The organism is Arsenophonus endosymbiont of Crataerina pallida, assembly GCF_964020125.1.
GTDB classification, from domain to species: domain Bacteria; phylum Pseudomonadota; class Gammaproteobacteria; order Enterobacterales; family Enterobacteriaceae; genus Arsenophonus; species Arsenophonus nilaparvatae.
In genome coordinates this window covers 550974-577030 of sequence record NZ_OZ026540.1, presented here as the reverse complement: position 1 = coordinate 577030, position 26057 = coordinate 550974, and the positions used below count along the sequence as shown (strand labels likewise).

Sequence of the window (26057 nt, the reverse complement as noted above, 5' to 3'; positions counted from 1 at the left end):
AATAATATCTTATAAAAAAGCATTTTTATAGGTGACTATTGGCACCGCATTTATTAACATACAGTCCTTTCAAAAAGAGAGTAAGATATTGTTTTATGATTAATATAATTACTCTCTTCAAAATGAACAACCCATAATTTTCTCAAACATACGGATAAACTGAGTTAAAATTTATGCCATTTATTCTTGGTCAACGCTGGATAAGCGATACAGAAAGTGAACTTGGATTAGGTACCGTGGTAGCTATTGATAGCCGCATGGTTACAGTACTTTTCCCTGCAAGTGGAGAAAATCGCCTTTATTCAATAAATAATGCACCAATTACACGCGTTATGTTTAATGAAGGCGATCTGATCACCAGCCATGAAGGCTGGCAGTTGAGAGTTGACAATGTACAACAAGACGAGGGAGTACTTATTTATACAGGAACTCGTATCGATTCCGATGAAAAAAACGTCAGCCTGCGCGAAGTGTTTCTTGATAGCAAGTTAACTTTTAATAAACCACAAGATCGTTTGTTTGCCAGTCAACTTGATCGAATGGATCGTTTTGCATTACGCTATCGCGCCTTGCGTTTCCAATACCAACAATTTGGTCACCAAACCGGTGGACTAAGAGGTATGCGTGCCAATTTGATCCCTCACCAACTTTATATTGCTCAAGAAGTAGGTAAACGCCACCATCCACGTGTTTTATTAGCGGACGAAGTTGGATTAGGCAAAACTATTGAAGCAGGAATGATCATTCATCAACAGTTACTTGCTGGACGTATTGAACGAGTACTGATTATCGTACCTGAAAGTTTGCAACACCAATGGTTAGTCGAAATGCTACGTCGTTTTAATTTGCGTTTTTCGCTGTTTGATGACAGCCGTTATACCGAATCATTACACGATAGTGAGAATCCTTTTGAAACAGAGCAGCTGGTCATCTGTTCTCTTGATTTCGTTCGCCGCAATAAAAAACGTTTTGATCATCTGTTAGAAGCCAGTTGGGATATGATGGTTGTTGATGAAGCTCATCACCTGTTATGGAGTGAAGAGTCGCCTAGCCGTGAATACCAAGCTATCGACACGCTGGCTCAGCAAATTCCTTCAGTGCTGTTATTAACCGCTACTCCTGAACAGCTGGGTCAAGAGAGCCATTTTGCTCGCCTACGTTTACTGGATCCTAATCGCTTTCATAGCTATCAACACTTCATTGAAGAACAACAAAATTATAGCCCGGTTGCCGAAGCCGTTAGTTTGCTCCTTTCTGGTGAAAAATTAAATAATAAGCAACAAAATTTACTAACAGAATTAATTAAGGAGCAGGATATTGAGCCTCTTCTTAAAGCCAGTAACAGTGATAATGAAGAAAGTGAAAAAGCACGTCGCGAATTGATTACCATGTTGATGGATCGTCATGGAACGAGCCGTTTACTATTTCGCAATACCCGTAATGGAGTTAAAGGCTTTCCTCAGCGTGAATTACACGCTATTAAATTACCTTTACCCCCACAGTACCAAACGGCGATTAAAGTTGCTGGCATCATGAATGCTAAAAAATCCGTTGATATCAGTGCGCGGGAGATGCTCTATCCTGAACAAACCTATCAGACGTTTGAAGGTGAAAATGCAACTTGGTGGAATTTTGATCCCCGGGTTGAATGGCTAAAGCATTTCTTAACAACTCATCGGCAAGAAAAAGTTTTAGTTATCTGCTCTCAAGCAACTACTGCCTTACAATTGGAACAGGTACTAAGAGAAAAAGAAGCGATCAGAGCGGCCGTTTTTCATGAAAATCTATCATTACTCGAACGGGATCGGGCGGCTGCCTATTTTGCCTCCCAAGAACAAGGGGCTCAGGTATTACTATGCTCTGAAATTGGCTCTGAAGGACGTAATTTCCAATTCGCCAACCAGTTAGTTATGTTTGATTTGCCTTTTAATCCTGATTTGCTTGAGCAAAGAATTGGGCGTCTGGATCGTATCGGTCAAAATCGGGATATCCAAATTAGCGTACCTTACCTTGAAAATACTGCCCAAGCTATTTTGCTACGTTGGTATCATGAGGGGCTTGATGCCTTTGAGTATACTTGTCCAACTGGTCGCGCTATTTATGATCAATATTATCAGCAACTGGTTGAGTATTTGGCTAAACCCACCGTCCTTGATAACTTTGACGATTTTATTAAGGCTTGCCGAGCTAAACATAACCAACTCAAAACCCAATTAGAACAAGGGCGCGATCGCTTATTAGAAATGAATTCTAATGGTGGCGAAATTGGTCATGATTTAGCCAAACAAATTGCAGAACAAGATAATAGTATTGATTTGATTAATTTTTCATTAAATTTTTTCGATATCATTGGTATTAACCAAGAAGATCGCAGTGATAATCTGATCGTTCTTACGCCTGCTGAACATATGTTGATACCTGATTTTCCTGGCTTGCCGCAAGATGGTTGTACTATTACCTTCGATCGTACTCAAGCATTGTCTAGAGAAGATACCGAATTTATTAGCTGGGAACACCCGATTATTCGTAATGGTATGGATTTGATCCTTTCTGGCGAAATTGGCAGTTGTGCTGTGTCTTTATTGAAAAATAAAACCTTACCAGTCGGTACACTACTTACTGAATTAATTTATGTTGTTGAGGCACAAGCACCCAAAAATCTACAAGTCACTCGCTTTTTACCGCCAACGCCAATTCGTATTCTAATGGATTTAAAAGGTAATGATCTGGCTAAGCAAGTAGAATTTGAAAGTTTTAATCGTCAGCTAAATACTGTGAATCGCCATACTGGTAGTAAACTGGTAAATGCCGTACAAAAAGAGGTACATAACATACTGCAACTTTCTAAAGCTATGATAGAAAAAGAAACAAGTATGTTGATTGCCGAAGCAAAAACACAAGCGGATAAAATATTATCGTTAGAGTATTCGCGATTAGAGGCATTAAAATCTGTCAATCCGAATATTCGTCCTGATGAATTAAGCGCTATTGAATATGAACGCCAACAATTATTGCTCAATATTGATCAAGCTAATTGGCGATTAGATTCTATACGCCTGGTGATTGTTACCCATCAGTAATTATTTATCGCCAGAAACAATAAAATTTTTGGCCACGTTGGAGCAACTGATATGTTTTACAATCCGCCTATCGATCCCTGGCTACACGTTCTTTATCAAGATCAGCATATTATTGTGGTGAACAAACCTAGTGGTTTGTTATCAGTACCTGGTAAAGCCGCCGAACATAAAGACAGTATTATGACACGGGTTCAGGCGGATTTTCCAACAGCTGAATCCGTTCATCGCCTTGATATGGCAACCAGCGGAGTTATGGTCGTGGCATTGAATAAAAGCGCAGAAAAAGAGTTAAAACGTCAATTCCGTGAAAGAGAGCCACAAAAAATTTATCAAGCAAGGGTTTGGGGTCATATTACCAATAAAAAAGGACTTATTGATCTGCCTCTGATCTGCGATTGGCCTAATCGGCCTAAACAAAAAGTGTGCTTTACAACCGGTAAACAAGCACAAACTAAATACGAAGTGTTAGCTTATGAAGAACAAACAACGCGAGTTAAACTTATTCCGATTACAGGTCGCTCACATCAACTACGTGTTCATTTGCTGTCACTAGGTCATCCTATTATTGGTGATCGATTCTATGCTCATCAAGCAGCGCTAATACTCTCTTCACGTCTACAATTACATGCAGAAGCACTTTACATTACGCACCCAGTTTATGGGTCACCTATCCACTTCACGTGTAAAGCCGATTTTTAACAGCTGGAAAACTTATTCAACTAACGTTTAATATTATATACTATTTAAAATGACGCTCTTTTTTAATTAAATCATAAGCTAATTGAATGGATTGTGCTTTTTGTTTGGCAATTTCCATCATTTCTGGTGGTAATCCTTTAGCAACCAATTTATCTGGATGATGTTCAGCCATTAATTTACGATAAGCACGTTTAATTTTGGTTTGTTCATCATCAGGTTGCACACCTAATACCTTACAAGCATCCGCTAATGTTGGTCCTTGAGCAGTATGTCGATAGCGATTGGAACCATAAGAATAGTTACTACTATGCTCAAACCGTCGACCGCCTTCCATCATATGTAAGAATTGTTCAAACTGATTATGTGAAATTCCTAACTCTTCAGCAATAATAAACAGTACTTTTCGCTCATTTGGATGTAAAGCGCCATCGGCAAAAGCAGCTTGTATTTGAATTTCCAGAAACATCTGGATAAGATCAAATCGACCGAAACAAGCTCGGCGTAATTTTTTCAGCGTTTGTCTTAGAGGAAAATTTTGCTCCTTACCTTCTCTAAATGCATTTTGTGCTGAAATTCTGGCATCACCATGCAACTGCATTCTGTCCATCAGGTTTGTTGCTAGTTGAATATCAACTTCAGTGACTCGGCCTTTTGCTTTCGTTAAATGGCCTAAAATCTGAAATGTGCTGACAAAAAAAAGTGCCTGACGGCTCTGCTTAGTGCCTGTTTTCTCTAAATTTTGCTGTTCTGATGCTTTATCATATGCATGACCGATAATGAAACCGATGATAACACCCCAAATATGAGTGCCAGACATGATCCCCAACATAACACCAATAATTTTTCCCCAATACCGCATAAACTTCTCAATTCCCCAATGCCCTGAGTATAATTTTGCATTATCATACTACTCATTCTACTCTGTGCCTAATAACCTGAATATATAGCTGATGGTCTTATACAGACAAGAGCCGTTAAGTACGTTAATTGTTGAACTTTTGCCTACACGATAATATCGATGAAGGAACTACATACAGAATGATGAAAAAAAGTCACCCGACACTACTTGCTACCATGATTTGGATAGCTGTTCATAGCCAACAGGCCCATGCTGATCTAACAGAACAATGCATGCTAGGGGTACCGGTATATACTAAACCCATCGTGAAAGGTAATCCCAATGATCTACCCATCCATATCACCGCAAAAGATGTGGCTGGTGAATATCCTCATTTCATCGAGTATAAAGGTAATGTAGATATTCAACAAGGTAACCAGACTCTCACCGCCGATGAAGTTAAATTGACCCAAACAGAGACGACAAGTAAAAATCCATTGCGTACGGTAGTAGCAACAGGAAATGTACATTATGATGATCCACAAATCATCCTAAAAGGGCCAAAAGCATGGTCAAATCTTAGTAATAAAGATACCGATGTCGAAAAAGGTGACTATTTGATGGTCGGGCGTCAGGGTCGCGGCTACGCAAATAAAATGAAATTGCGCGGAGAAAATCGCTACACCATTTTAGAAAAAGGCATGTTTACTGCCTGCCTTCCAGGTAATGATAGCTGGAGCGTTGTTGGCTCAGAAGTTATTTTAGATCGCCAAGAACAGGTTGCCGAAATATGGAATGCACGTTTTCGCATTGCTAATGTACCTGTTTTTTATAGCCCTTATTTACAATTACCGATTGGCAATAAACGTCGATCCGGTTTTCTACTACCTAATGGTAGTTATTCTAAAGGTTCAGGCTTAGACTTTGCGCTACCCTTTTACTGGAATATTGCACCTAACTACGATGCAACCATTACACCACAATTTATGACCTTTCGTGGCGTAAAACTGAATAACGAGTTTCGTTATCTGACGATAGCTGGAACCGGTACCGTTGCCGTTGACTGGCTAAAACACGACCGCAGTTATATTAAAGATAAAAATAGTGGCAAGTATCCCGCTCGTGATAGTGATGATCGCTGGCTTCTATATTGGGGTCATTCGGGCGTACTCAATCAAGTATGGCGTTTTAATATCGATTATACCAAAGTCAGTGATCCAAAATATTTCACCGATTTTACCTCTAAATATGGTAATAGTACTGACGGCTATGCCACTCAGAAATTCAGTGTCGGTTATGCACAACCTAACTGGAATGCAACCTTAACACATAAACAGTTTCAGGTTTTTGTCGATTCACCGAATAGTAAAGCTTACAAAGCTGAACCGCAATTAGATCTAAATTTTTATAAATATGATCTGGGGCCATTTGATCTGAAAACTTATGCCCAAGCAGCGCGTATTACCAGTGTTGGGGCCAATAATCCTGATGCCACTCGGTTACATATCGAGCCAGAATTGAACCTACCACTAGCAAATGATTGGGCCAGTATTAACAATACTGTAAGGGTAATGGCAACTTATTATGATCAGGATATCCCTGACAAACTGGCTAATGGCACGCTAAAAAAACATGTTACTCGCGTCTTACCGTCAGTAACTTCTGATGCGAAACTGGTTTTCGAACGTGACCTGCTGACAAATAGCAATTATGTACAAACGTTAGAACCTCGGGTGCAATATCTTTATATACCTTATCGCGACCAAAGTGATATTAATAATTATGATTCATCCTTGCTACAGGCTGACTATAACGGTTTATTTCGTAACCGCATTTATAGCGGCTTAGATCGTATCGCTTCAGCTAACCAATTAACGACCGGTATCACTACGCGTATTTATGATGAAGAATTAACCGAACGTTTTAATTTTTCTGTCGGACAAATATACTATTTTGAGCGGCCCAGAACTGAAGATTCCGATTTACCAATTGAAGATAAAAGTAATACCGGTTCATTATTATGGGCCGGTGATACTTATTTACGCTTAACGGATAACTGGGGACTGCGTGGTGGGCTCCAGTATGATAGACGGCTGGGTGATATTACAATGGGGAATGTTGTGACCGAATATCGCCTGGATTCAGATCGTTTAATTCAGCTAAATTACCGCTTTGTCGATCGCGATTATATTCAAGCAACAGTTAGAAGCGCACCAGCCTTTCAAAAAGGAATTTCTCAAATGGGGGTGGTAGTGAGTTGGCCTTTAGGTGATCGCTGGGGCTTTGTTGGCTCATACTATCATGATCTAAAAGAAAACCAACCCGCCAGTCGATTAATCGGTTTACAATATAGTACGTGCTGCTGGTCAATTAATATGGGCTATGAGCGTAAAATCGTCGGTTGGCAACAACAAAACTTCAATAGTGACTATGATAATCGCTGGTCAATCAATGTGGAACTAAGAGGCCTTAATAATAATCATAATTTGGGAAGTCAGGATATGCTTGCTAGTGGTATTTTACCTTATCAACGAGCCTTCTAATAAAATTGATATTTTCAACTATCAAATAGAAGAAACCTGAAATAGGATCAAACCTTAATATAATCGAACAAAATGAGAACTTTATGAATTATTGGAGAAAACTGATTATTGGCTTGTTGTTCACAGTTAGCACTACCACACTGGCCGCGCCACAACCATTGGATAAAGTGACTGCTATTGTTAATGATGGCGTTGTGCTACAAAGTGACGTAGATAATATGCTAGATATAGTAAGAATAAACGCCAGAAATGCAGGACAACAAATTCCCGATGAAAATGCATTACGTCACCAAATATTAGAACGCTTGATCATTGACAAAATTATTATGCAAATAGCCGAAAAAATGCAGATCCAGATCCCTGATCAAGCAATAGATGCTACTATCGCCAATATTGCAGCCCAAAATAGATTAACGGTTGGCCAACTACAACAACGATTGTCAATGGATGGTATTAATATACAAAATTACCGCAGCGATGTTCGTAGAGAAATGATGATCGCAGAAGTACGTAATAATGAGGTTCGTCGACGGATAACCGTCCTGCCGCAAGAAGTAGACTCACTGGCTGCCCAACTTAATTCACAAGCTGGCCAAGATGCTAATGTTAACTTAAGCCATATTTTGATCCCATTACCAGAAAATCCAACTAATGAACAAAGTCAATCAGCGATGGATACGGTAAATAAAATTATCGCCCAATTAAAGCAAGGCGCTGATTTTGGTAAGCTGGCCATTACTTACTCTGCCGATCCTAATGCTTTAAAAGGCGGGCAAATGGGCTGGAGTAAAGTTGAAGAATTGCCAACCGTTTTTGCTCAACGAATTCAGCATGCTAAAAAAGGCGCTATCATTGGACCTATACGTTCTAGTGTCGGTTTTCATATCCTAAAACTTAATGATATACAAAGTGGCAATATGCCGATTTCGGTTACCGAAGTGAAAGCTCGCCATATACTTATTAAACTTTCACCTATTATGAATAGCGAACAGGCATATGCAAAAATACAACAAATTGCACAGCAAATTAAAACGGGTCAAATAACCTTTGCCGAAGCAGCTAAAAAATATTCACAAGATCCTGGCTCTGCATTACGTGGCGGTGAACTTGGCTGGAATATGCCCAATGTTTATGATCCAGCATTTCGTGATGGTTTAATGCGTTTAAATAAAGGTGAAACAAGTCAACCAATCCAGTCCTCTTTTGGCTGGCATCTTATTCAGCTGGAAGATACTCGCCAAGTTGATAAAACCGATGTAGCCCAGAAAGATCATGCCTATCGTCTATTATTCAATCGTAAATTTAACGAAGAAGCGCAAATTTGGATGCAAGAACTACGCGCATCTGCCTATGTAAAAATTCTTAATGATAGCGATGCACAGTAATCTTTATGGAAAAAAAAACTAATACTATCGTTCTCACCCCCGGTGAACCGGCCGGGGTAGGTCCTGATCTTTTGATCCAACTCGCTCAACAAAATTGGCCGGTTAGATTAGTTGCTTGTGCTGATCCAGACCTGCTAATAAGCCGAGCGGATCAACTCGGCTTAGAATTAGAATTAACTATTTATTCGCCAGGAACTTCGAATAACAACCAAGCTGCCAAAACATTGACCGTGTTACCAATAAAATTACCTGCGCCGGTCAAAGCAGGCCAACTTAATAAACGAAATAGCACTTATGTAATAGAAACACTTAGCCGCGCCTGCGATGGCTGTATGACTGGTGAATTTTCAGCATTAGTTACCGGCCCTGTTCATAAAGGAATTATCAATGATGCAAGTATTCCCTTTACCGGGCATACTGAATTTTTTGCTGACAGAAGTAAAACAAAAAAAGTCGTCATGATGTTAGCGACAGAAACCCTGCGTGTTGCGCTAGCAACAACCCATTTACCTCTCAAACAGGTTCCCGCTGCAATTACTTTTCAAAGCTTACAAGAAGTTATTTATATTTTAAATGAAGAATTAAAATCTAAATTTGGCATTAAAACACCCGCCATCTATATCTGTGGATTAAATCCTCATGCCGGCGAAGGCGGACATATGGGACATGAGGAAATCGATACTATCATCCCAGTTATCGAGAAATTGCGTCATGAAGGATTGCAGCTTTATGGCCCTTTCCCGGCGGATACTCTATTCCAACCCAAATATCTGAACCAAGCTGATGTGATTTTAACTATGTATCACGATCAAGGTCTGCCTGTGCTAAAATATCAAGGTTTTGGCCACGCGGTAAACATTACTTTAGGCTTACCCTTTATTCGTACATCGGTTGACCATGGTACAGCGATCGAGCTAGCAGGAAGTGGGCAAGCAGATGTTAACAGTTTTATAACCGCCTTAAAATTAGCTATTAGCATGATACAAAATAACAATGAATAAACGAATCCATCAAGGGCACTTTGCCCGTAAGCGCTTTGGGCAAAATTTTTTAACTGATCCATTTATTATTGACAATATGGTTACTGTTTTTAACCCAAAGCCTGATCAAGCTATTGTTGAAATTGGCCCGGGTCTAGGCGCCCTAACATTACCTATTAGTGGACTTATAGAGAATATGACGGTAATCGAGTTAGATCGTGATCTTGCCGCCCGTTTAGCTGCACACCCTGCGCTGAGTGCTAAACTAACAATTATAGCAAACGATGCAATGACGATTGATTTTGGCGCAATAGCGAAAAAAAAAGGTCAACCCCTTAGAGTGTTCGGTAATCTTCCTTACAATATTTCAACTCCGCTAATGTTCCATCTTTTTACATATACTAATGCTATTGCTGACATGAATTTTATGCTACAAAAAGAGGTTGTAAATCGATTAGTCGCAGGACCGAATACTAAAGCATATGGTCGCCTTAGCGTTATGGCGCAATATTATTGTCAGATAATCCCTATCTTAGAAGTACCGCCGTCGGCTTTTTCACCTGCGCCAAAAGTGGATTCAGCTGTCGTGCGTTTAATTCCTCATCAACGAAACCCTTACCCTATTTGTGATGTCAAATTATTAAGTCGTATTACTACACAGGCATTTAATCAACGACGTAAAACTATTCGTAATAGTTTAAGTGATTTATTTAGCGTGCAAGATTTTGAGCAATTAGGTATTGATCCAAATTGTCGCGCTGAAAATATTTCAGTAGAAAATTATTGCAAGTTAGCCAGCAAATTGGCTAAAACCTCTCGCTAATAGTGATAAACTTTGGGGGCACTATGCTAAATGAACCTAACATCTGTATACAAGTTCAAAGTGTCTATATTGAAAATCAATCTTTACCGGAAGAAGCCAGATTTGTTTTTGCCTATACGGTTTATATTCGCAATCTAGGCCGCACGCCGGTACAGCTAATAAGTCGCTATTGGTTAATTACCAATAGTGATGGTAAACGTACCGAAGTACAAGGACAGGGCGTGTTAGGAGAGCAACCTATCATTCAACCAAGCGCCGAATTTCGTTATACCAGTGGTGCTATTATAGAAACGCCAATGGGAACCATGGAGGGCCATTATGTGATGTTAGATAATGATGGTAAAAATTTTTATGTTGATATCCCAGTCTTTCGTCTTGCTATCCCAACAGTTATAAACTAATTATGGCTACTTATCTTATAGGAGATATTCACGGTTGCTATCGTGAACTTAAAGCACTTCTCAAACAAGTGAAATTTGAACCACAAAAGGATGTTTTATGGCTCACCGGTGATCTCGTCTCCCGAGGCCCGGATTCACTCAAAGTTTTACGTTACATTAAAACATTAGGCTCATCCGTCAGAATGGTACTAGGTAATCATGATCTCCACCTTATCGGTGTATATGCCAATATTAGCCATAATAAACCCAAAGACAAACTGAAAAAATTACTGACAGCGCCTGATGCTGATGAATTAGTTAATTGGTTACGACGTCAACCATTATTACAAGTTGACAATAAGAAAAAAATCATCATGGCACATGCTGGGATCACACCACAATGGGATTTAACAACAGCACAGATGTGTGCCAAAGAAGTAGAGGCTATTCTTAGTAGTGATAGCTATCCTTTATTTATCGACTCCATGTATGGCGATATACCGAACAACTGGTCACCCAATTTAACAGGGTTATCCCGTTTACGCTTTAGTACTAACGTCCTGACTCGTATGCGTTATTGCTTTCCTGACGGTCAGTTAAAAATGACCTGGAAAAATAAACCTGAAAACACACCTCCTCCTTTAAAGCCTTGGTTTGATCTGCCGCGAAAAATACCACCAGAATATGCCATTATTTTTGGTCATTGGGCTTCCCTTGAAGGGAAAGGAACACCTGAAGGTATTTATGGGCTTGATACCGGTTGTTGCTGGGGAGGAAAACTGACTTTATTACGCTGGGAAGATAAAAAATATTTTCACCAGCCTGCATTTACCAAAAGATAACTAATACTATGCTTATTTTGCTATGCAACAAATAATGTAATATAAGTAATAAATTAATTAATTTTGTTTTAATATGACTAAAATAATAGCTATAAAAGCTATTTTAATAGACCCTTATTTATAAATATTTGACTTAAATTATTTAATTAATAATACAAATTTAATTTTTATTTATATATTTAACATCCCCTAATTCAAATTAATAATAAAAAACCGAAGTATTAGCCTTCGATTTTTTATTACCACCAAGAATCTCTCTTAGCTTTGTGAACGGCGTTCTAATATTTCAAAACAATAATTATGAGAATTTTTATCATCTGCTTCATGGTATTCAGTAAATACAGAGTCCCATTCATTAGGCTTATAAACAGGAAAATAGGTATCACCAATCACTTCCGCATCTACATGCGTTAAATAAAGACGATTCGCCAGAGGTAAGAATAATTCATAAATTTTTCCCCCGCCTATAATCATTATTTCTTCTACTTCTCCTGCTGCAGCTAGTGCCTCATCAACTGAGTTAACCCAAACAACGCCATTATCATCACTCGAATGAGTATGACTAAGAATAATATTCAAACGTTGAGGTAAAGGTTTACCTATAGATTCATAAGTTATACGTCCCATTATAACTGGCTTATTTAACGTATTACGCTTAAACCAGGCTAAATCACCGGATAACACCCATGGCATGTTATTTTCCAAACCAATCACCTGATCCGCCGCCATTGCCGCGATTAAACTAATATTCATTAGGTCACCATATTGGCATAATAGAAAATTGGATTTTACATTTAATAAATCCAATCACTCTTCGATAAATCTACATTTTTATAAAAACGATCAAATTATTAATTACTATTATATAGATAATTTTAAATAATAAATAACAATCAAAATAACAAAACATAAAATAATACAATCACTTTTTTTATAATCAGCCACAAAAATATTCTATATTATAGAAATAAATTAAGCTGATGGATTGATCACCATCTGCGCAACTGAGCCTTTATCCGCTTTCTCTAAATTTTGACTAAAATACAAAAAAGGAAAATGATCATAAGACGGTTGTAGCATATTAACTAATAATTCACTGTATCCATTTATCCATACTGTATCTTTCCAGCCATAATCTTCCGGCCCTGGTACAACGCCATTATGATTAATAACTTTGAAACGAACACCTTCAATATGAAATGCTTGCGGCTCATGCGCTTTTACCGTCCAGCGTTCCCATGCTCCCTGCTGGGTGATTAAGTCAATACGATTTACATCCCGCATCATACCATTAATGCCAAAAGGTTTGCTAAGGATCACTTCACGATTACGGATCGTCGATGTGATTTGGTTCGTGTCATTAACCAGCGTTTCTGGTAAATTATCTGTTACTAAGGATAATAATCCTGAAGAACAAATGGTTAAAACTTTGGTTGAATTTAATAAAGTTGACGGTTCGAAAAGTCCTTTAATACGATCCATAACCCCTGCTGCTCTTCCAGCCGTTATCGTCAATAACTCTGTTTTGGACATATCAATCAACACTTCTCGACGCTCGCCAGGCGCCATAGGTAATCTTTCGATACTTACTGGAGCAGGTAGCAGCCCTTGATCACTACCTATCAAATAAAATGGCCGCTTATCACTGATTTCCAATATATAACGCCTTGAATTTGATGCATTAAGCAGCCGTAAGCGGAGCCAGCCGCGAGCAACTTTAATATACGGCTCCTGCACACCATTAACTAATAAAGTATCACCTAAAAAACCTTCAGCTGTTGCTTTATAGTGAGGTGCGCCAAAACTATCTAGCCGTTTATCTTGCATAATAATAGGAAAATCATCAACACCGTAATGATTAGGAATATTTAAATTCTTACTGGTTTTATCTGACACAATCCACATACCAACCAAGCCATCATGAATTTGTTTTGCCATCTTGCCAGGTGTATTAGCATGATACCAACAGGTCGCAGCCGGTTGACGGATCGGCAGTACCGGCGACCAATCAACATTGGGTGACATTAATCTTGCCGCCCCACCAATTTGAGTTCCTGGAACTTGCAACCCACTGACTGTCATAGCTACTTCTTCAGAAAGTCGATTGCTATATACCAATTTCAAATCACTACCATTTTCTACTCGAATGGTTGGCCCCAAATAATAACCATTGCAACCAATAGTATTAGTGCGATGGCTACCATCAAAAGACCAATAAGATTTTTTCAACGTAAGAAACAGCGGTTGACCAACATGAGATTCCAATAAAGGTGGGATTGGCAATAATGGATACCCTTCATTTTTTTCTGCTCTAACCGCAGCAGGAAGCATAGAAACACTCATAGCTATACTTGATAGCTTAAGAAATCGACGCCGACTTAGTGACATATCTTCTCCACAAAATCATTAATAAGCTAGCGCCATTTATTGTTCATCCAGGAAAGATCCTTATCTTACTATCCGCTAGTAATTGTATGATCACAATTGTTTGATAACTATATTCCATTAAGACGATAGATTGATACAACGCCAAATATTAATATATTGTTAAATATGACAATTTAGAAACTAATTTGCTTGAAAAATAAACTTAAACTTTATTTCATTTTTTGTTCTATTTCTGCCACTTCTTTATTTAATTCTGCAATTTTAACTTTGAATAAATCATGGCAATATTCTGCTAATTCACGCACGTTTTCCCGATTATACTTTGTTGTATCAATAGGCGGTAGCATTTCGACAATCACTACTCCATTATTCCAACGATTCAGTTTAATGCGCCCTTCTGTTTCAGATAAACAGACTGGTACTATCGGAACCCCAGCTGCAATTGCTGCATAAAATGCACCGGTTTTAAATGGCAGTAAACCTCGACCACGACTACGGGTTCCCTCAGGAAACATCCAAACAGAAATTTTTCTTTTTTTTATCTGCTTAACAACCTGTGAAATGGTATTGTGCGCTTTAGTTCGATTAGCCCTATCAATGAGAATATTACCGGCCAACCAATATAGTTGACCGAAAAAAGGGATAAATACTAAGCTCTTTTTTCCAACAGTAACGGTATTTGGCTGTACTGCATTTGACATAGTTACCATATCATAGTTATTTTGATGATTACCGATATAAATACTGGGACCGTAATCTTTCGCTTCAGAAGGCACCCGATTAATAATGGTAATACCAAAGACATAAGATAATTTGCCAAACAGTCGGCCAAAGCGCATAACATGGTGTGGATTTCTTGGACTCAATAAGCAATAAAAACAACCTAACACGCAAACCAATATCGTAAATAGGATCACAATAATAATACGAACAATAGCTAACATATTTACCTCAAGTAATAAGTAACTTCACACACCTATAAAAAAATCAAAAATTATCCATTACTGGGAGGAGTTACTTCTATACGTTCAATACTCTGTAATCCACGAGGTAATGAAGAACCTTTACGACCTCGTTCAGCACGATATTTTTGCAAATCTTCTGGATTTAATTTCAGTTTTCGTTTGCCAAAATAGAGGGTAATTGAAGACTGAGGCTGCAAAAACATTAACCAAACTAGCAAATCCTCTCTGCTGGCTGATTGAGCCGCTGCAATATTAATAATTTTATTCCCTTTACCTTTAGAGAGCTGAGGGAGATCACTAACAGGAAATATTAACATTCTCCCTGCGTTAGTAATTGCCAATAATAAATCTTGCTGTTCATTATTGACTTCTAATGGCGCCAGTACCTTTGCATTATTAGGTAAGGTAATTAATGCCTTACCTGCTTTATTTTTTGCCACTAAATCGCTAAAAGTACAAATAAAACCATAACCTGCATCCGATGCTAACAAATATTTTTGCTCTTCGGGAGCAGTCAATACATGTTCAATCGTTGCGCCAGGTGGTAATGCTAATTTACCAGTAAGTGGCTCTCCTTGTCCGCGGGCAGAAGGAAGATCAAGCGGATCAAGGGAATAACTACGTCCAGTACTATCAAGGAAAACAACCGGTTGATTCGTTTTGCCCCTTGCTGCGCTACGGAAACCATCTCCGGCTTTATAGTTAAGATTAGTCGGATCAATATCATGGCCTTTTGCGCTTCTCACCCATCCCATAACAGAAAGAACAATAGTAACCGGCTCAGAAGGCAAAATATCATGTTCATTCATGGCCTTTGCTTCAATACGCTCCTTAAGTGGTGAGCGACGATCATCACCATAAGTCTGGGCATCGGTTTCAATTTCTTTCTTGATCAAGGTGTTTAAACGACGCTCAGAGCCTAAAATAGCTTGCAGTTGATCACGCTCTTTAGCTAATTCATCTTGCTCACCACGTAATTTAAATTCCTCCAGTTTAGCCAAATGACGCAATTTCAATTCCAGAATAGATTCAGCCTGAGTTTCTGAAAGCGCAAAACGGGACACTAATACTGCTTTAGGCTCATCTTCATTACGGATAATATGGATAACCTCATCTATATTAAGATAAGCTATTAATAAACCCTCAAGGATATGTAAGCGTTTTAATACTTTTTCTAAACGATGATTTAAGCGATTACGTACAGTTTCTCGTCTAAATAATAACCATTCATTTAAAATTTCTACCAGTCCTTTAACTGCCGGACGATTATCCAGGCCAATCATATTCAAATTGACCCGATAACTTCTTTCTAGATCGGTCGTGGCAAATAAATGTGTCATCACTTGTTCTAAATCAATCCGATTACTTCTAGGTACAATCACTAAACGTGTTGGATTTTCATGATCTGATTCATCACGTAGATCTTCTACCATCGGTAATTTTTTGGCACGCATTTGTGAAGCAATCTGCTCCAACACCTTAGCACCTGAAACTTGATGAGGTAGTGCAGTAATAACGGCATTGCCATCATCCATTTCCCATACAGCACGTAACCGAATAGAACCACGGCCTGTTTGGTAAATTTTTTGAATATCTTCTTTTGATGAAATAATTTCTGCTTCTGTTGGATAATCAGGAGCGGGAATAAAACCCATCAACATTTTAAGATCAGCTTTTGGATTTTCCAGTAAAGCAACTAACGCGCTTGCTACCTCACGAGCATTATGCGGCGGAATATCGGTCGCCATACCAACGGCAATTCCTGTCGTGCCATTTAGCAGAATATTGGGTAATCTTGCCGGTAGTGTTTTGGGTTCGGTTAATGTTCCATCAAAATTAGGTGTCCAGGATACCGTTCCCAATCCTAATTCACTGAGTAGCGTTTCAGCATATTTTGACAATCTTGACTCAGTGTAACGCATCGCAGCAAACGATTTAGGATCATCAGGGGCTCCCCAGTTTCCCTGACCATCAACTAATGGATAACGATAGGAAAATGATTGTGCCATCAATACCATGGCTTCATAACAAGCGCTATCACCGTGCGGATGATATTTTCCCAATACATCACCGACTGTACGAGCTGATTTTTTATACTTAGCGGCATTACTCAAACCAAGCTCAGACATGGCATAAACAATTCGTCGCTGAACAGGTTTTAACCCATCACCAATAAATGGCAATGCTCTGTCCATGATGACGTACATGGAATAATTGAGATAGGCATTTTCGGTAAAGGTATAAAGTGGTTGCTGCTCTACACCATCGTGAGTTATCTCACTCATTCATTTGATTCCTTAATCTCTGGTTAACAGTGTCGATTACACTTCAATTTCTATCGTATCGCCTTTATCTTGTAACCAATTTCGACGATCTTCTGCCCGTTTTTTCGCCAATAACATATCCATCATCGCTAGTGCTTCTTGATAATTCTCATCATTAATAATGAGCTGCACTAAACGTCGTGTATTGGGATCAAGTGTGGTTTCGCGTAATTGAGTCGGATTCATTTCGCCTAACCCTTTAAAACGCTGGACATTCGGTTTGCCGCGCTTATAGCTTAGTCTGTCGAGGACCGCGGCTTTTTCACCTTCATCGAGGGCATAATAGACTTCTTTACCTAGATCAATACGGTATAAGGGTGGCATAGCAATATAAATATGGCCTGCTTTTACTAAAGCGGGAAAGTGGCGAACAAAAAGCGCGCAGAGTAAGGTTGCAATATGCAATCCATCTGAATCTGCATCGGCAAGCACACAAATCTTACCGTAACGGAGTTGGCTAAGATCATCGCTGTCTGGATCAATACCAATAGCTACTGAAATATCATGGACTTCCTGTGAAGCTAAAACCTCATCGGAAGAGACTTCCCAAGTATTCAATATTTTCCCTCTTAGCGGCATAATCGCCTGATATTCTCGATCACGAGCCTGCTTAGCCGAGCCGCCGGCTGAATCTCCTTCAACTAAAAATAGCTCAGTAAAATTAAGATTTTGAGAAGTACAATCAGCTAACTTGCCGGGTAACGCAGGCCCGCTGGTCAGTTTCTTGCGCACGACTTTTTTCGCTGCTCGCAGACGCCTTTGTGCACTTGAAATGGTGAGTTCCGCTAATTGCTCAGCTTCTTGAACATTTTGGTTTAACCACAAACTAAAAGCATCTTTTACTACACCGGAAACAAACGCAGCACTCTGGCGAGAAGAAAGACGTTCTTTGGTTTGGCCGGCAAATTGTGGATCTTGCATTTTGACTGATAAGACATAAGCACAGCGTTCCCAAATATCATCACCTGTCAATTTAACACCGCGCGGAAGTAAATTACGGTATTCACAAAACTCCCTCATCGCATCCAGTAAGCCCTGGCGTAACCCATTAACATGGGTACCCCCCTGTGGGGTTGGAATAAGGTTAACATAACTTTCGGTTAATAGTTCTCCACCTTCTGGTAACCAAAGCAGAGCCCAATCGACCATTTCTATTTGGCCGGTAAAATTACCGACAAACGCTTTCTCAGGTAAAATAACTAAGCCGTTCACTGCTTCCATTAGATAGTCGGTCAAGCCATCGTTATAACGCCATGTCTGCTCAGTATTATTTATTTTATCCTTAAAGACGATTTCAACACCAGGGCATAGCACAGCCTTGGCTTTTAATACGTGCACTAAACGCGAAATGGAAAAGCGTGGGTTGTCAAAAAAATGGCTATCAGGCCAAAAACGGACACCGGTACCGGTCGTGCGTTTAGCACAACTACCAATAACCTCAAGTTCCTGAACTTTTTCACCATTTTCAAAAGCAATTCGGTATATTTGGCTATCACGACTAACAGTTACTTCAATACGTTTTGATAATGCATTGACCACTGAAATACCAACACCATGTAGCCCGCCAGAAAATTGATAATTTTTATTAGAAAATTTTCCCCCGGCATGTAACTGCCCCAAAATCAGCTCTACAGCCGGTACCTTCTTTTCTGGATGAATATCAACCGGCATACCTCGGCCATCATCAATCACTTCCAGTGACTGATCTTCATACAAGATTACATCGATACGTTTAGCATAACCAGCAAGCGCCTCATCCACGCTATTATCAATTACTTCCTGTGCCAGGTGATTTGGTCGAGAAGTATCGGTGTACATGCCTGGGCGACGACGTACAGGTTCTAAACCACTGAGGACCTCGATTGCCTCTGCATTATAACTAGATTGAGTCATATTATTTTCTGCGGTAATTGACGATTAATTAGGCAAATAAATGCTGAGATACTGATGATAATAACAGTCATTTAGCTATTTTGGATAATTTTTTACTTATTTTGTCTTTGCCAAAGCTAAAAAACGCATAATTTGTGGAAAATAGTAGTCAAATCCAACAAAAGCATGGTTACCTCCTGGCGCTATTGTTTGCTTACACTCCATAAGATAGGTAACAGCTTGACGATAGTCCAATATTTCATCACCTGTTTGTTGTAATAGCCAAATCAAATCAGGCGCGGTTAATGCATCAATTTGTATTGCTTGTAGTTCATTTAAATGGTGGGATTGTAAAATGTAGCGTTCCTTTGTATAAGGATTGACTTGCTCACCTAAATACTGCTCAAACAAATCAAAAGGACGTACCGCTGGATTGACAACCACAGCGGGTAAATTAAATTTCTGCGATAACCAAATAGCAAAATAACCGTCCAATGAAGAACCTAACAACCCAATCTGCTCTCCCGCATGGGCTGCTACGAGATTCTGTAATAATTCAATCGCTTCTGCTGGATAACAAGGAAGCTGGGGTATCAACATATTAACTGCTGGATATTGTCGCTCTAGCCAAGTTTTTAAGCTATTTGCCTTCTGCGATAAGGGGGAACTATTAAAACCATGTATATAAATTAATGTTGACATTAATAACCACCTGAGTCGAAATCTGGGCGAAATTTATCACTATCCAATCTGAAAACTTGTGTATCCAACACATTTTCACCGTTATCATTGATAGAAAGATCAAGATAACGCCACCCCGGTGCCATTGTATCTAATGTAAAATTAGTACAATGAGGTTTAAATTGTATACAGGTTGATGGTGTTGCCATCATGCGAACCCCTTGCCAATATTCATCTATTTCTTGGTGAATATGCCCACATAAAATCGCTTTAACTTGTTGATATTGATTTAAATAGTCAGCCAAAATATGAGAGTTACGCAAGCTATGTTGATCAAGCCAGGTACAACCCGAAGGCAAAGGATGATGATGTAACATTAGTAAATGACTACGCTCCCTGTATGCATCAAAACAGCGTTTCATCCATAACAGCTGTTGCTTAGATAATTTTCCATGCACAGCACCTTGAATTTGGCTGTCCAACATCAGGATTTGCCAATTATCATTAATTAGCACCTGCTTAGAGGGTAAAATTCCTGCTTTTGCTAAAGTAGCAACCATTGCCGGTTGATAATCGTGATTGCCCGGCAACCAAACACAAGGAGCAGATAACCGTTTGATCCCTTCCGCAAAATGCTGATAAGCTGATGCCGATTGATCTTGAACCAAATCACCGGTAGCAACAACCAAGTCAACATTTTCATTGCGCGCTAAAATTGCATCAATTACTGCATGAAAACTACCAAAAGTATTGACGCCAAGTAGAGTATCATCAACATTAGCAAAAAGGTGAGTATCGGTAATTTGCAAGATCCTCACCAGGCTTTTTTGCTTTGTTGTTAATTTAAACAGACTATCCAAGCAATTTCCTTAGTTTCTACCTACTTTATACGTTATTTTAACATTAATACTTTATTAATATCTGTAGGCTGATACACACTTCTTTTTCATGTTATGACAAACCGTTATTTTAAGTTCTTCAACCAGTTATTTTTCAACCTAAGATGATTTAATTGTAACCATTGTATTGCGATTACGGTAGCCGCATTATCAATTACCCCTAACTCCATCCATTGATAAGCTTGTTCACGACTAACAACATGGACACGAATATCTTCATTTTCACTGCTTAATCCATGTACACTAACGGGTTTGATAGCGGATGCATCAATTTCACCGATATGAACATAAATACGCTCAGTTGTACCCCCCGGGCTGGTAAGATAACTTAGAGCATAGTAACAACGCTGAATGGTAATACCCGCTTCTTCTTTTGCTTCACGATGAACTAGCTGTTCTAAGTTTTCATTTTGTTCTACCATGCCAGCAATAACTTCTAACAACCACGGTGTTTCGCTCGTATCCATCGCCGGGATCCGTACTTGTTCAACTAACACTACCTTATCAAGACAGGGATCATAGGGTAAAATAACGCCAGCATTACCCCGCTCCAAAACTTCTCGCCGAATTTCCTTGCTCCAATCACCATTAAACAACTTATGTCGAAAACGGTATTCAACAAAACGAAAAAAACCATTATAAAGATCGAATTTAGCGGTAATTTCCACATCATTTTGGCTAAACTTGAAAGGTAAATTTTTTTTATCGCCCATAGAAACTCTCTGAATTTATATGCACTAACTGACAAAAAGTGAGACTTGTATAACGTTTTTTAAGGAAATTAGCTTATAAATAATGTAGCATTGGCCAGATTTAACATGATAGATGGCACAAACAGCTACCATGGAATAATGACATATTCTGCTAAAATTAGCGGTGTTCATGTTTTTCTGAGATAACTAAAGCAAAAAATTGTATAATCAAGGAATCAGAATGAAAAAATTTATCTCTCTTTTTATCACCATTAGCCTAGTTGGACTAAGTGCCACTGGGCAAGCTGAAAATTTATTGCAAGTCTATCAGAAAGCAAAAGAAAGTAATCCGGATTTACGTAAATCGCTAGCAGAACGTAATCAAGCATTTGAAAAAATTAATGAATCTCGTAGTCCTTTGCTACCACAATTAGGTTTAGGCGCAAATTTCACCTATAACAGCGGTTATCGTGATAATCGTGACACGGAAAACAACCAACTTGGCGCCAATCTTAAACTCACCCAAACCATCTTTGATATGTCAAAATGGCAACAGTTAGACATGCAGGAAAAAACCGCCGGTATTGCAGATGTCACTTATCAAACTAACCAACAAAAATTAATTCTTGATACCGCCACAGCTTATTTTGACGTATTACGTGCTATTGACTTATTAGACTATATTGAAGCACAGAAAAAAGCCGTTTATCGCCAGTTAGATCAAACAACCCAACGTTTCAACGTAGGATTAGTCGCGATTACCGATGTACAAAACGCCCGCGCTAATTATGACAGCGTATTAGCTCAAGAAGTATCGAGCCGTAATCAATTAGAAAATTCGCTGGAAAAGTTACGTCAAGTTAGCGGCATCTATTACAGTCAATTAGCGGCTTTAAATATTGCTCATTTCAGTACCCAGACACCCGCACGAGTAGAGAAGCTATTAAAAGATGCTGAAACACGCAACTTAAGTTTACTTAGCGCCCGTTTATCACAAGATCTGGCGCGAGAAAATATTCGTTATGAACAATCAGGACATTTACCTACCCTTGGATTAGAAGCGTCAACCGGTGTTAGTAACACCCAGTATCATGGTAGTGCTAATCAACAAATATGGAATAGAAATGGTCCTAGCTATACTGGCCAAAATAGTGTCGGACTAACGTTGAGTGTGCCTTTATATACAGGTGGCCGAACTAACTCACGCGTTGAGCAAGCACAGTATGGTTATATTAGTGCCAGTGAACAGCTTGAAAGTACTTATCGCAATGTTATTCAGATAGTACGCTCTTCCTATAATAATGTGATTTCTTCTATTAGTAGCATTAAAGCCTACCAACAATTGGTTGTTTCAGCACAAAGTTCGTTAGATGCGATGGAAGCAGGCTATCAGGTCGGCACTCGGACTATCGTGGATGTATTGAACGCAACAACAGCCCTTTTTCAGGCGAAACAGAATTTAGCCAATGCACGTTATGATTATCTGATTAATGATCTGAAAATTCAGTATGCCCGTGGGACTTTAAATGAAGGCGATCTGCTCCGTTTAAATAGTAGCTTAGGAAAAACATTATCCACCTCACCGGATACTATTATCAATCCGATGAGTGTTCCGCAAATACACTAAATAAATAACCCACTATTAATACCCATATATTGTGGGTATTTTTTATTGTAACGAAATTTAATTAGAAAAGTTGTATTTTTACCACTTAAAATAAATAATCAGGTTGATAGCCATCTTTCTACCCGTTTTATGCTTTAATTTCCAGCGTAATTACCCTATTCTATCCTAGTTTCACGATTTTTATTTCGACCTTTAGGATAGGTAAATGATGATGAAAATAAAGCGCACGAAAAATATTAATCAAGGTGCTTTTCGCAAAAGCTGGCGCGTCTACAGCTTAGCGCCTGTTGCCTTAGCTATTAGTACGGTATTTATGTTGTCCGCTTGTGAGCAAAGCGACGAAACCGTCTCTTTATATACTAACGCAGAGGATTGTGCCCAAAAAAACCCGGCTCAAAGTGAACAATGTTCGCTGGCTTATAAAAATGCATTGCAGGAAGCGGCTAAAACTGCACCTAAATATGCGACACGTGAAGACTGTGTGGCCGAATTTGAGGAAGAAAAATGTACTCAGGCTTCCACTCAAACCACAACTACAACCCAAACTGCATCTCAAGCTCAAGCTGGTTTAGCGACAGAAAATCAAGCTAGTGGACAAAGTGGTAGTTTCTGGATGCCATTAATGGCAGGTTACATGATGGGACGTCTAATGGGTGGTGGTACAGCTGCGCCAGCCCCTGCAGCGCAACCTCTCTTTAGCTCAAGCAATCCTGCAAGTCGTCCCGCCAATGGAAAATTTGTTGATGCTAGTGGCAAAAACTATGGGCCGGCTGTAGCGGGAGGTAGAACTATGGCCGTACCTCCATCAGCTCTTGCTCCTAAACCGGCAACGACCACCACTATCACTCGTGGCGGTTTCGGTGAATCAGTCGCTAAACAACAGACTCGCATGCAGCATCAAAGTGCCACAACGCCTTCTCAGCGTTCTATGGGAGGTTGATAGCGATGATAAGGATGCCCATCACTGAACGCCCTGATTGGAAAGAAAAGGCAGCTGAATTTGGTTTTCATTTTCACACCTTATACGGTGAACCTTACTGGTGTGAAAATGCCTATTACCAATTTACTATGCAACAAATCGAAGATCTTGAAGCAACCACCGCTGAATTACATCAAATGTGCCTGCAAGTGGTCGAAAAAGTGGTTAGTAACGAGGAATTATTGATAAAATTTCAGATCCCTAAACATTGTTGGGAATTTGTTAATCACTCATGGAAAACTAACCAACCTTCACTTTATTCTCGATTGGATTTAGCTTATGACGGTAAAAGACCTGCAAAATTATTAGAAAATAATGCAGATACACCAACATCTTTATATGAAACCGCATTTTTTCAGTGGATTTGGTTAGAAGATCAAATCAATGCTGGCAATTTGCCGGCAAATGCTGATCAATTTAATAGCATACAAGAACAACTTATTGAACGCTTTGCGCTTTTGCGTGAATCATTTGGTTTTAATTGGTTACATTTCAGCTGCTGCCAAGATAGTGACGAAGATCGCGGCACCATACAATACCTACAAGACTGTGCTCACGAAGCCAATATTCCCACCGAATTTCTCTATATTGATCAAATCGGTTTAGGTGAAAAAGGACAATTTACCGATCCTAATAACCAGGTTATTAGCAATCTGTTTAAATTATATCCTTGGGAATTTATGTTTAGAGAGATTTTTTCTACTAAGTTAGCAGATGCTGGCGTAAGGTGGTTAGAACCTGCTTGGAAAAGCATTATTTCTAACAAGGCATTACTACCTATGCTATGGGAAATGTTTCCTAATCACCCCAATTTGTTACCGGCCTATTTTGCAGAAGCTAATCCGCCAAAACTGGACAGCTATGTAATCAAACCTATTTTTTCACGAGAAGGAGCAAATATTCGTATCATCGATAATGAACGTGAAATTGCCTCAGTAGACGGTCCATATGGCGAAGAGGGGATGATTATTCAACAATTTTATCCGCTACCACAATTTGAAAATAACTATACATTAATCGGTAGTTGGCTGGTAAATGATCAACCGGCAGGAATTGGTATTCGAGAAGACAAACAATTAATTACCCAAGATCTATCCCGCTTTTACCCGCATATTATTCTAAATTAATCCATGCAACATAAGAACAAGATAATGATAAAGCAATCATTATCTTGCTGTTTTTACTATTATGACTAATGAGTTGAAAAAATAACAAGTAAAATTCCATTGCCAGCTAATTAATTACAAGCTATTTTTTCTCTAATTGGCATTGCCAGATGAACAATACAAATCTTGATTTAACTTGGGAAAAACATGGGGACTTGAGTATTTCCATACCTGCTGCCAATATTCTGCAATTAATTCTTCCACCGCCTTTTTACCTTCTATCACATAATTAAACTCAGAAAGATGACCTGGATAAAGATTGTCAGAGCCGACAACATATAGTTCATCGTCAATAATCATTAACTTGGCATGATTTGCCGGAGCAGCCGGCACCTTAGGGTAAATAAACCCACTGCCTTCAATGGTTGACATAAGAGAACTACCAATTATACCTCGTAATGGCGGCTTTTTTGCCAGAGGCTGCTGCTTAAGCGTGGCGGTATATGCCGCCAAATCGAGATTCGGCCATTGATAGGTTTTTCCCTCCGTAGTTTGTTGTTCTGATAGCCTATCAGTGAAAAAAAAGGGCGCTATCAATACTCGCTTCAATGCATCAGCACGATCGCCATTTTCATCACTCAATAATTCATCGGTATGAAGATCATGAGTGATGTAATATTTTAACAATTCAAAGGTTCGTTCAGCACCGGAGCCAAAAGAGTATTGATCACCCGCTGCCCCGACGGCGGCATCCAAAGGAGACACAACCACATGGAGTTGTAATGATTTATTAGTAAGCAATGCTTCAATAAGCCACCGGCAAACAGTATGATCAACCCATCTTTTTTTCCATGCACTAATTAAATCTTGCTGCGAGATCCTAATCATATAGCGGGCATTTTTAATCAGATGTTCTTTCATAATTTCTGAGCCGTGATGATAATCGGTATTCAT

Annotated in this window: 21 protein-coding genes; 11 read left to right on the top strand and 10 right to left on the bottom strand. The window is 39.1% G+C overall.

Translation table 11 applies throughout. The features are described 5' to 3' along the window. Positions 1-173 precede the first annotated feature (173 nt). Together rapA and rluA are read left to right on the top strand one after the other, a co-directional pair. The gene (gene rapA / locus AACL31_RS02965) at positions 174-3080 is read left to right on the top strand and encodes an RNA polymerase-associated protein RapA (protein ID WP_310511246.1); all 2907 of its coding nucleotides are present in this window, start codon (positions 174-176) and stop codon (positions 3078-3080) included. A gap of 51 nt (positions 3081-3131) precedes the next feature. Continuing rightward, on the top strand, positions 3132-3779 hold the full coding sequence (gene rluA / locus AACL31_RS02960) for a bifunctional tRNA pseudouridine(32) synthase/23S rRNA pseudouridine(746) synthase RluA (RefSeq protein WP_310511245.1): 648 nt from the start codon (positions 3132-3134) through the stop codon (positions 3777-3779). A 40-nt stretch (positions 3780-3819) separates the two neighbouring features. Here the strand turns inward: rluA and djlA are convergent, their stop codons facing one another. Beyond that, complete coding sequence (gene djlA / locus AACL31_RS02955; RefSeq protein ID WP_032114539.1) at positions 3820-4638, bottom strand: co-chaperone DjlA; 819 nt, start codon at positions 4636-4638, stop codon at positions 3820-3822. A gap of 182 nt (positions 4639-4820) precedes the next feature. Here djlA and lptD point away from each other — a divergent pair, with 182 nt between their 5' ends. The 6 genes from lptD to apaH all read left to right on the top strand — a co-directional run bounded on the left by lptD (position 4821) and on the right by apaH (position 11570). Further along, on the top strand, positions 4821-7160 hold the full coding sequence (gene lptD / locus AACL31_RS02950) for an LPS assembly protein LptD (RefSeq protein WP_310511291.1): 2340 nt from the start codon (positions 4821-4823) through the stop codon (positions 7158-7160). Positions 7161-7243: 83 nt separating this feature from the next. After that, positions 7244-8545, top strand: a complete 1302-nt coding sequence (gene surA / locus AACL31_RS02945; protein WP_310511244.1) for a peptidylprolyl isomerase SurA — start codon at positions 7244-7246, stop codon at positions 8543-8545. Between the two features lie 5 nt (positions 8546-8550). Continuing rightward, positions 8551-9546: a 4-hydroxythreonine-4-phosphate dehydrogenase PdxA gene (gene pdxA / locus AACL31_RS02940; protein ID WP_310511243.1), complete on the top strand. Its 996-nt coding sequence runs from the start codon at positions 8551-8553 to the stop codon at positions 9544-9546. After that, the gene (gene rsmA, locus AACL31_RS02935) at positions 9539-10348 is read left to right on the top strand and encodes a 16S rRNA (adenine(1518)-N(6)/adenine(1519)-N(6))-dimethyltransferase RsmA (RefSeq protein ID WP_310511242.1); all 810 of its coding nucleotides are present in this window, start codon (positions 9539-9541) and stop codon (positions 10346-10348) included. Before pdxA ends, rsmA begins: the two co-directional genes overlap by 8 nt. A gap of 23 nt (positions 10349-10371) precedes the next feature. After that, positions 10372-10749, top strand: a complete 378-nt coding sequence (apaG, locus tag AACL31_RS02930; RefSeq protein ID WP_310511241.1) for a Co2+/Mg2+ efflux protein ApaG — start codon at positions 10372-10374, stop codon at positions 10747-10749. Positions 10750-10751: 2 nt separating this feature from the next. Then, positions 10752-11570, top strand: a complete 819-nt coding sequence (gene apaH, locus AACL31_RS02925; protein ID WP_310511240.1) for a bis(5'-nucleosyl)-tetraphosphatase (symmetrical) ApaH — start codon at positions 10752-10754, stop codon at positions 11568-11570. Positions 11571-11828: 258 nt separating this feature from the next. Here the strand turns inward: apaH and folA are convergent, their stop codons facing one another. The 8 genes from folA to nudF all read right to left on the bottom strand — a co-directional run bounded on the left by folA (position 11829) and on the right by nudF (position 21412). After that, positions 11829-12323, bottom strand: a complete 495-nt coding sequence (folA, locus tag AACL31_RS02920) for a type 3 dihydrofolate reductase (RefSeq protein WP_310511239.1) — start codon at positions 12321-12323, stop codon at positions 11829-11831. Between the two features lie 219 nt (positions 12324-12542). Next, a complete protein-coding gene (gene ftsP, locus AACL31_RS02915; protein ID WP_310511238.1) occupies positions 12543-13958 on the bottom strand; it encodes a cell division protein FtsP in 1416 nt (471 codons plus the stop codon). A gap of 209 nt (positions 13959-14167) precedes the next feature. Further along, positions 14168-14902, bottom strand: a complete 735-nt coding sequence (locus tag AACL31_RS02910) for a 1-acylglycerol-3-phosphate O-acyltransferase (RefSeq protein WP_032114531.1) — start codon at positions 14900-14902, stop codon at positions 14168-14170. Between the two features lie 50 nt (positions 14903-14952). Then, positions 14953-17208, bottom strand: a complete 2256-nt coding sequence (parC, locus tag AACL31_RS02905; RefSeq protein WP_310511237.1) for a DNA topoisomerase IV subunit A — start codon at positions 17206-17208, stop codon at positions 14953-14955. 36 nt (positions 17209-17244) lie between these two features. Next, the gene (parE, locus tag AACL31_RS02900; protein ID WP_310511236.1) at positions 17245-19140 is read right to left on the bottom strand and encodes a DNA topoisomerase IV subunit B; all 1896 of its coding nucleotides are present in this window, start codon (positions 19138-19140) and stop codon (positions 17245-17247) included. Between the two features lie 96 nt (positions 19141-19236). Further along, positions 19237-19821 (bottom strand): esterase YqiA, encoded by a 585-nt coding sequence (gene yqiA, locus AACL31_RS02895; protein ID WP_310511235.1) that lies wholly within the window; start codon positions 19819-19821, stop codon positions 19237-19239. Next, a complete protein-coding gene (cpdA, locus tag AACL31_RS02890; protein WP_310511234.1) occupies positions 19821-20660 on the bottom strand; it encodes a 3',5'-cyclic-AMP phosphodiesterase in 840 nt (279 codons plus the stop codon). Before cpdA ends, yqiA begins: the two co-directional genes overlap by 1 nt. Before the next feature lie 104 nt (positions 20661-20764). Further along, positions 20765-21412 carry an ADP-ribose diphosphatase gene (nudF, locus tag AACL31_RS02885; protein ID WP_310511233.1) on the bottom strand — a complete coding sequence of 216 codons (648 nt, stop codon included), beginning with the start codon at positions 21410-21412 and terminating at the stop codon, positions 20765-20767. Positions 21413-21632: 220 nt separating this feature from the next. Between nudF and tolC the strand changes: the two genes are divergently transcribed. The 3 genes from tolC (at position 21633) to AACL31_RS02870 (ending at position 25124) form a co-directional block, all read left to right on the top strand. Next, positions 21633-23018 carry an outer membrane channel protein TolC gene (gene tolC / locus AACL31_RS02880; RefSeq protein ID WP_310511232.1) on the top strand — a complete coding sequence of 462 codons (1386 nt, stop codon included), beginning with the start codon at positions 21633-21635 and terminating at the stop codon, positions 23016-23018. 211 nt (positions 23019-23229) lie between these two features. Then, complete coding sequence (locus AACL31_RS02875; protein ID WP_310511290.1) at positions 23230-23958, top strand: DUF1190 family protein; 729 nt, start codon at positions 23230-23232, stop codon at positions 23956-23958. Positions 23959-23963: 5 nt separating this feature from the next. Then, entirely contained in the window at positions 23964-25124 is a 1161-nt protein-coding gene (locus AACL31_RS02870; RefSeq protein ID WP_310511231.1) for a glutathionylspermidine synthase family protein, read from the top strand. Between the two features lie 132 nt (positions 25125-25256). Here AACL31_RS02870 and AACL31_RS02865 read toward each other — a convergent pair whose 3' ends face one another. After that, entirely contained in the window at positions 25257-26057 is an 801-nt protein-coding gene (locus AACL31_RS02865) for a hypothetical protein (RefSeq protein WP_339053739.1), read from the bottom strand.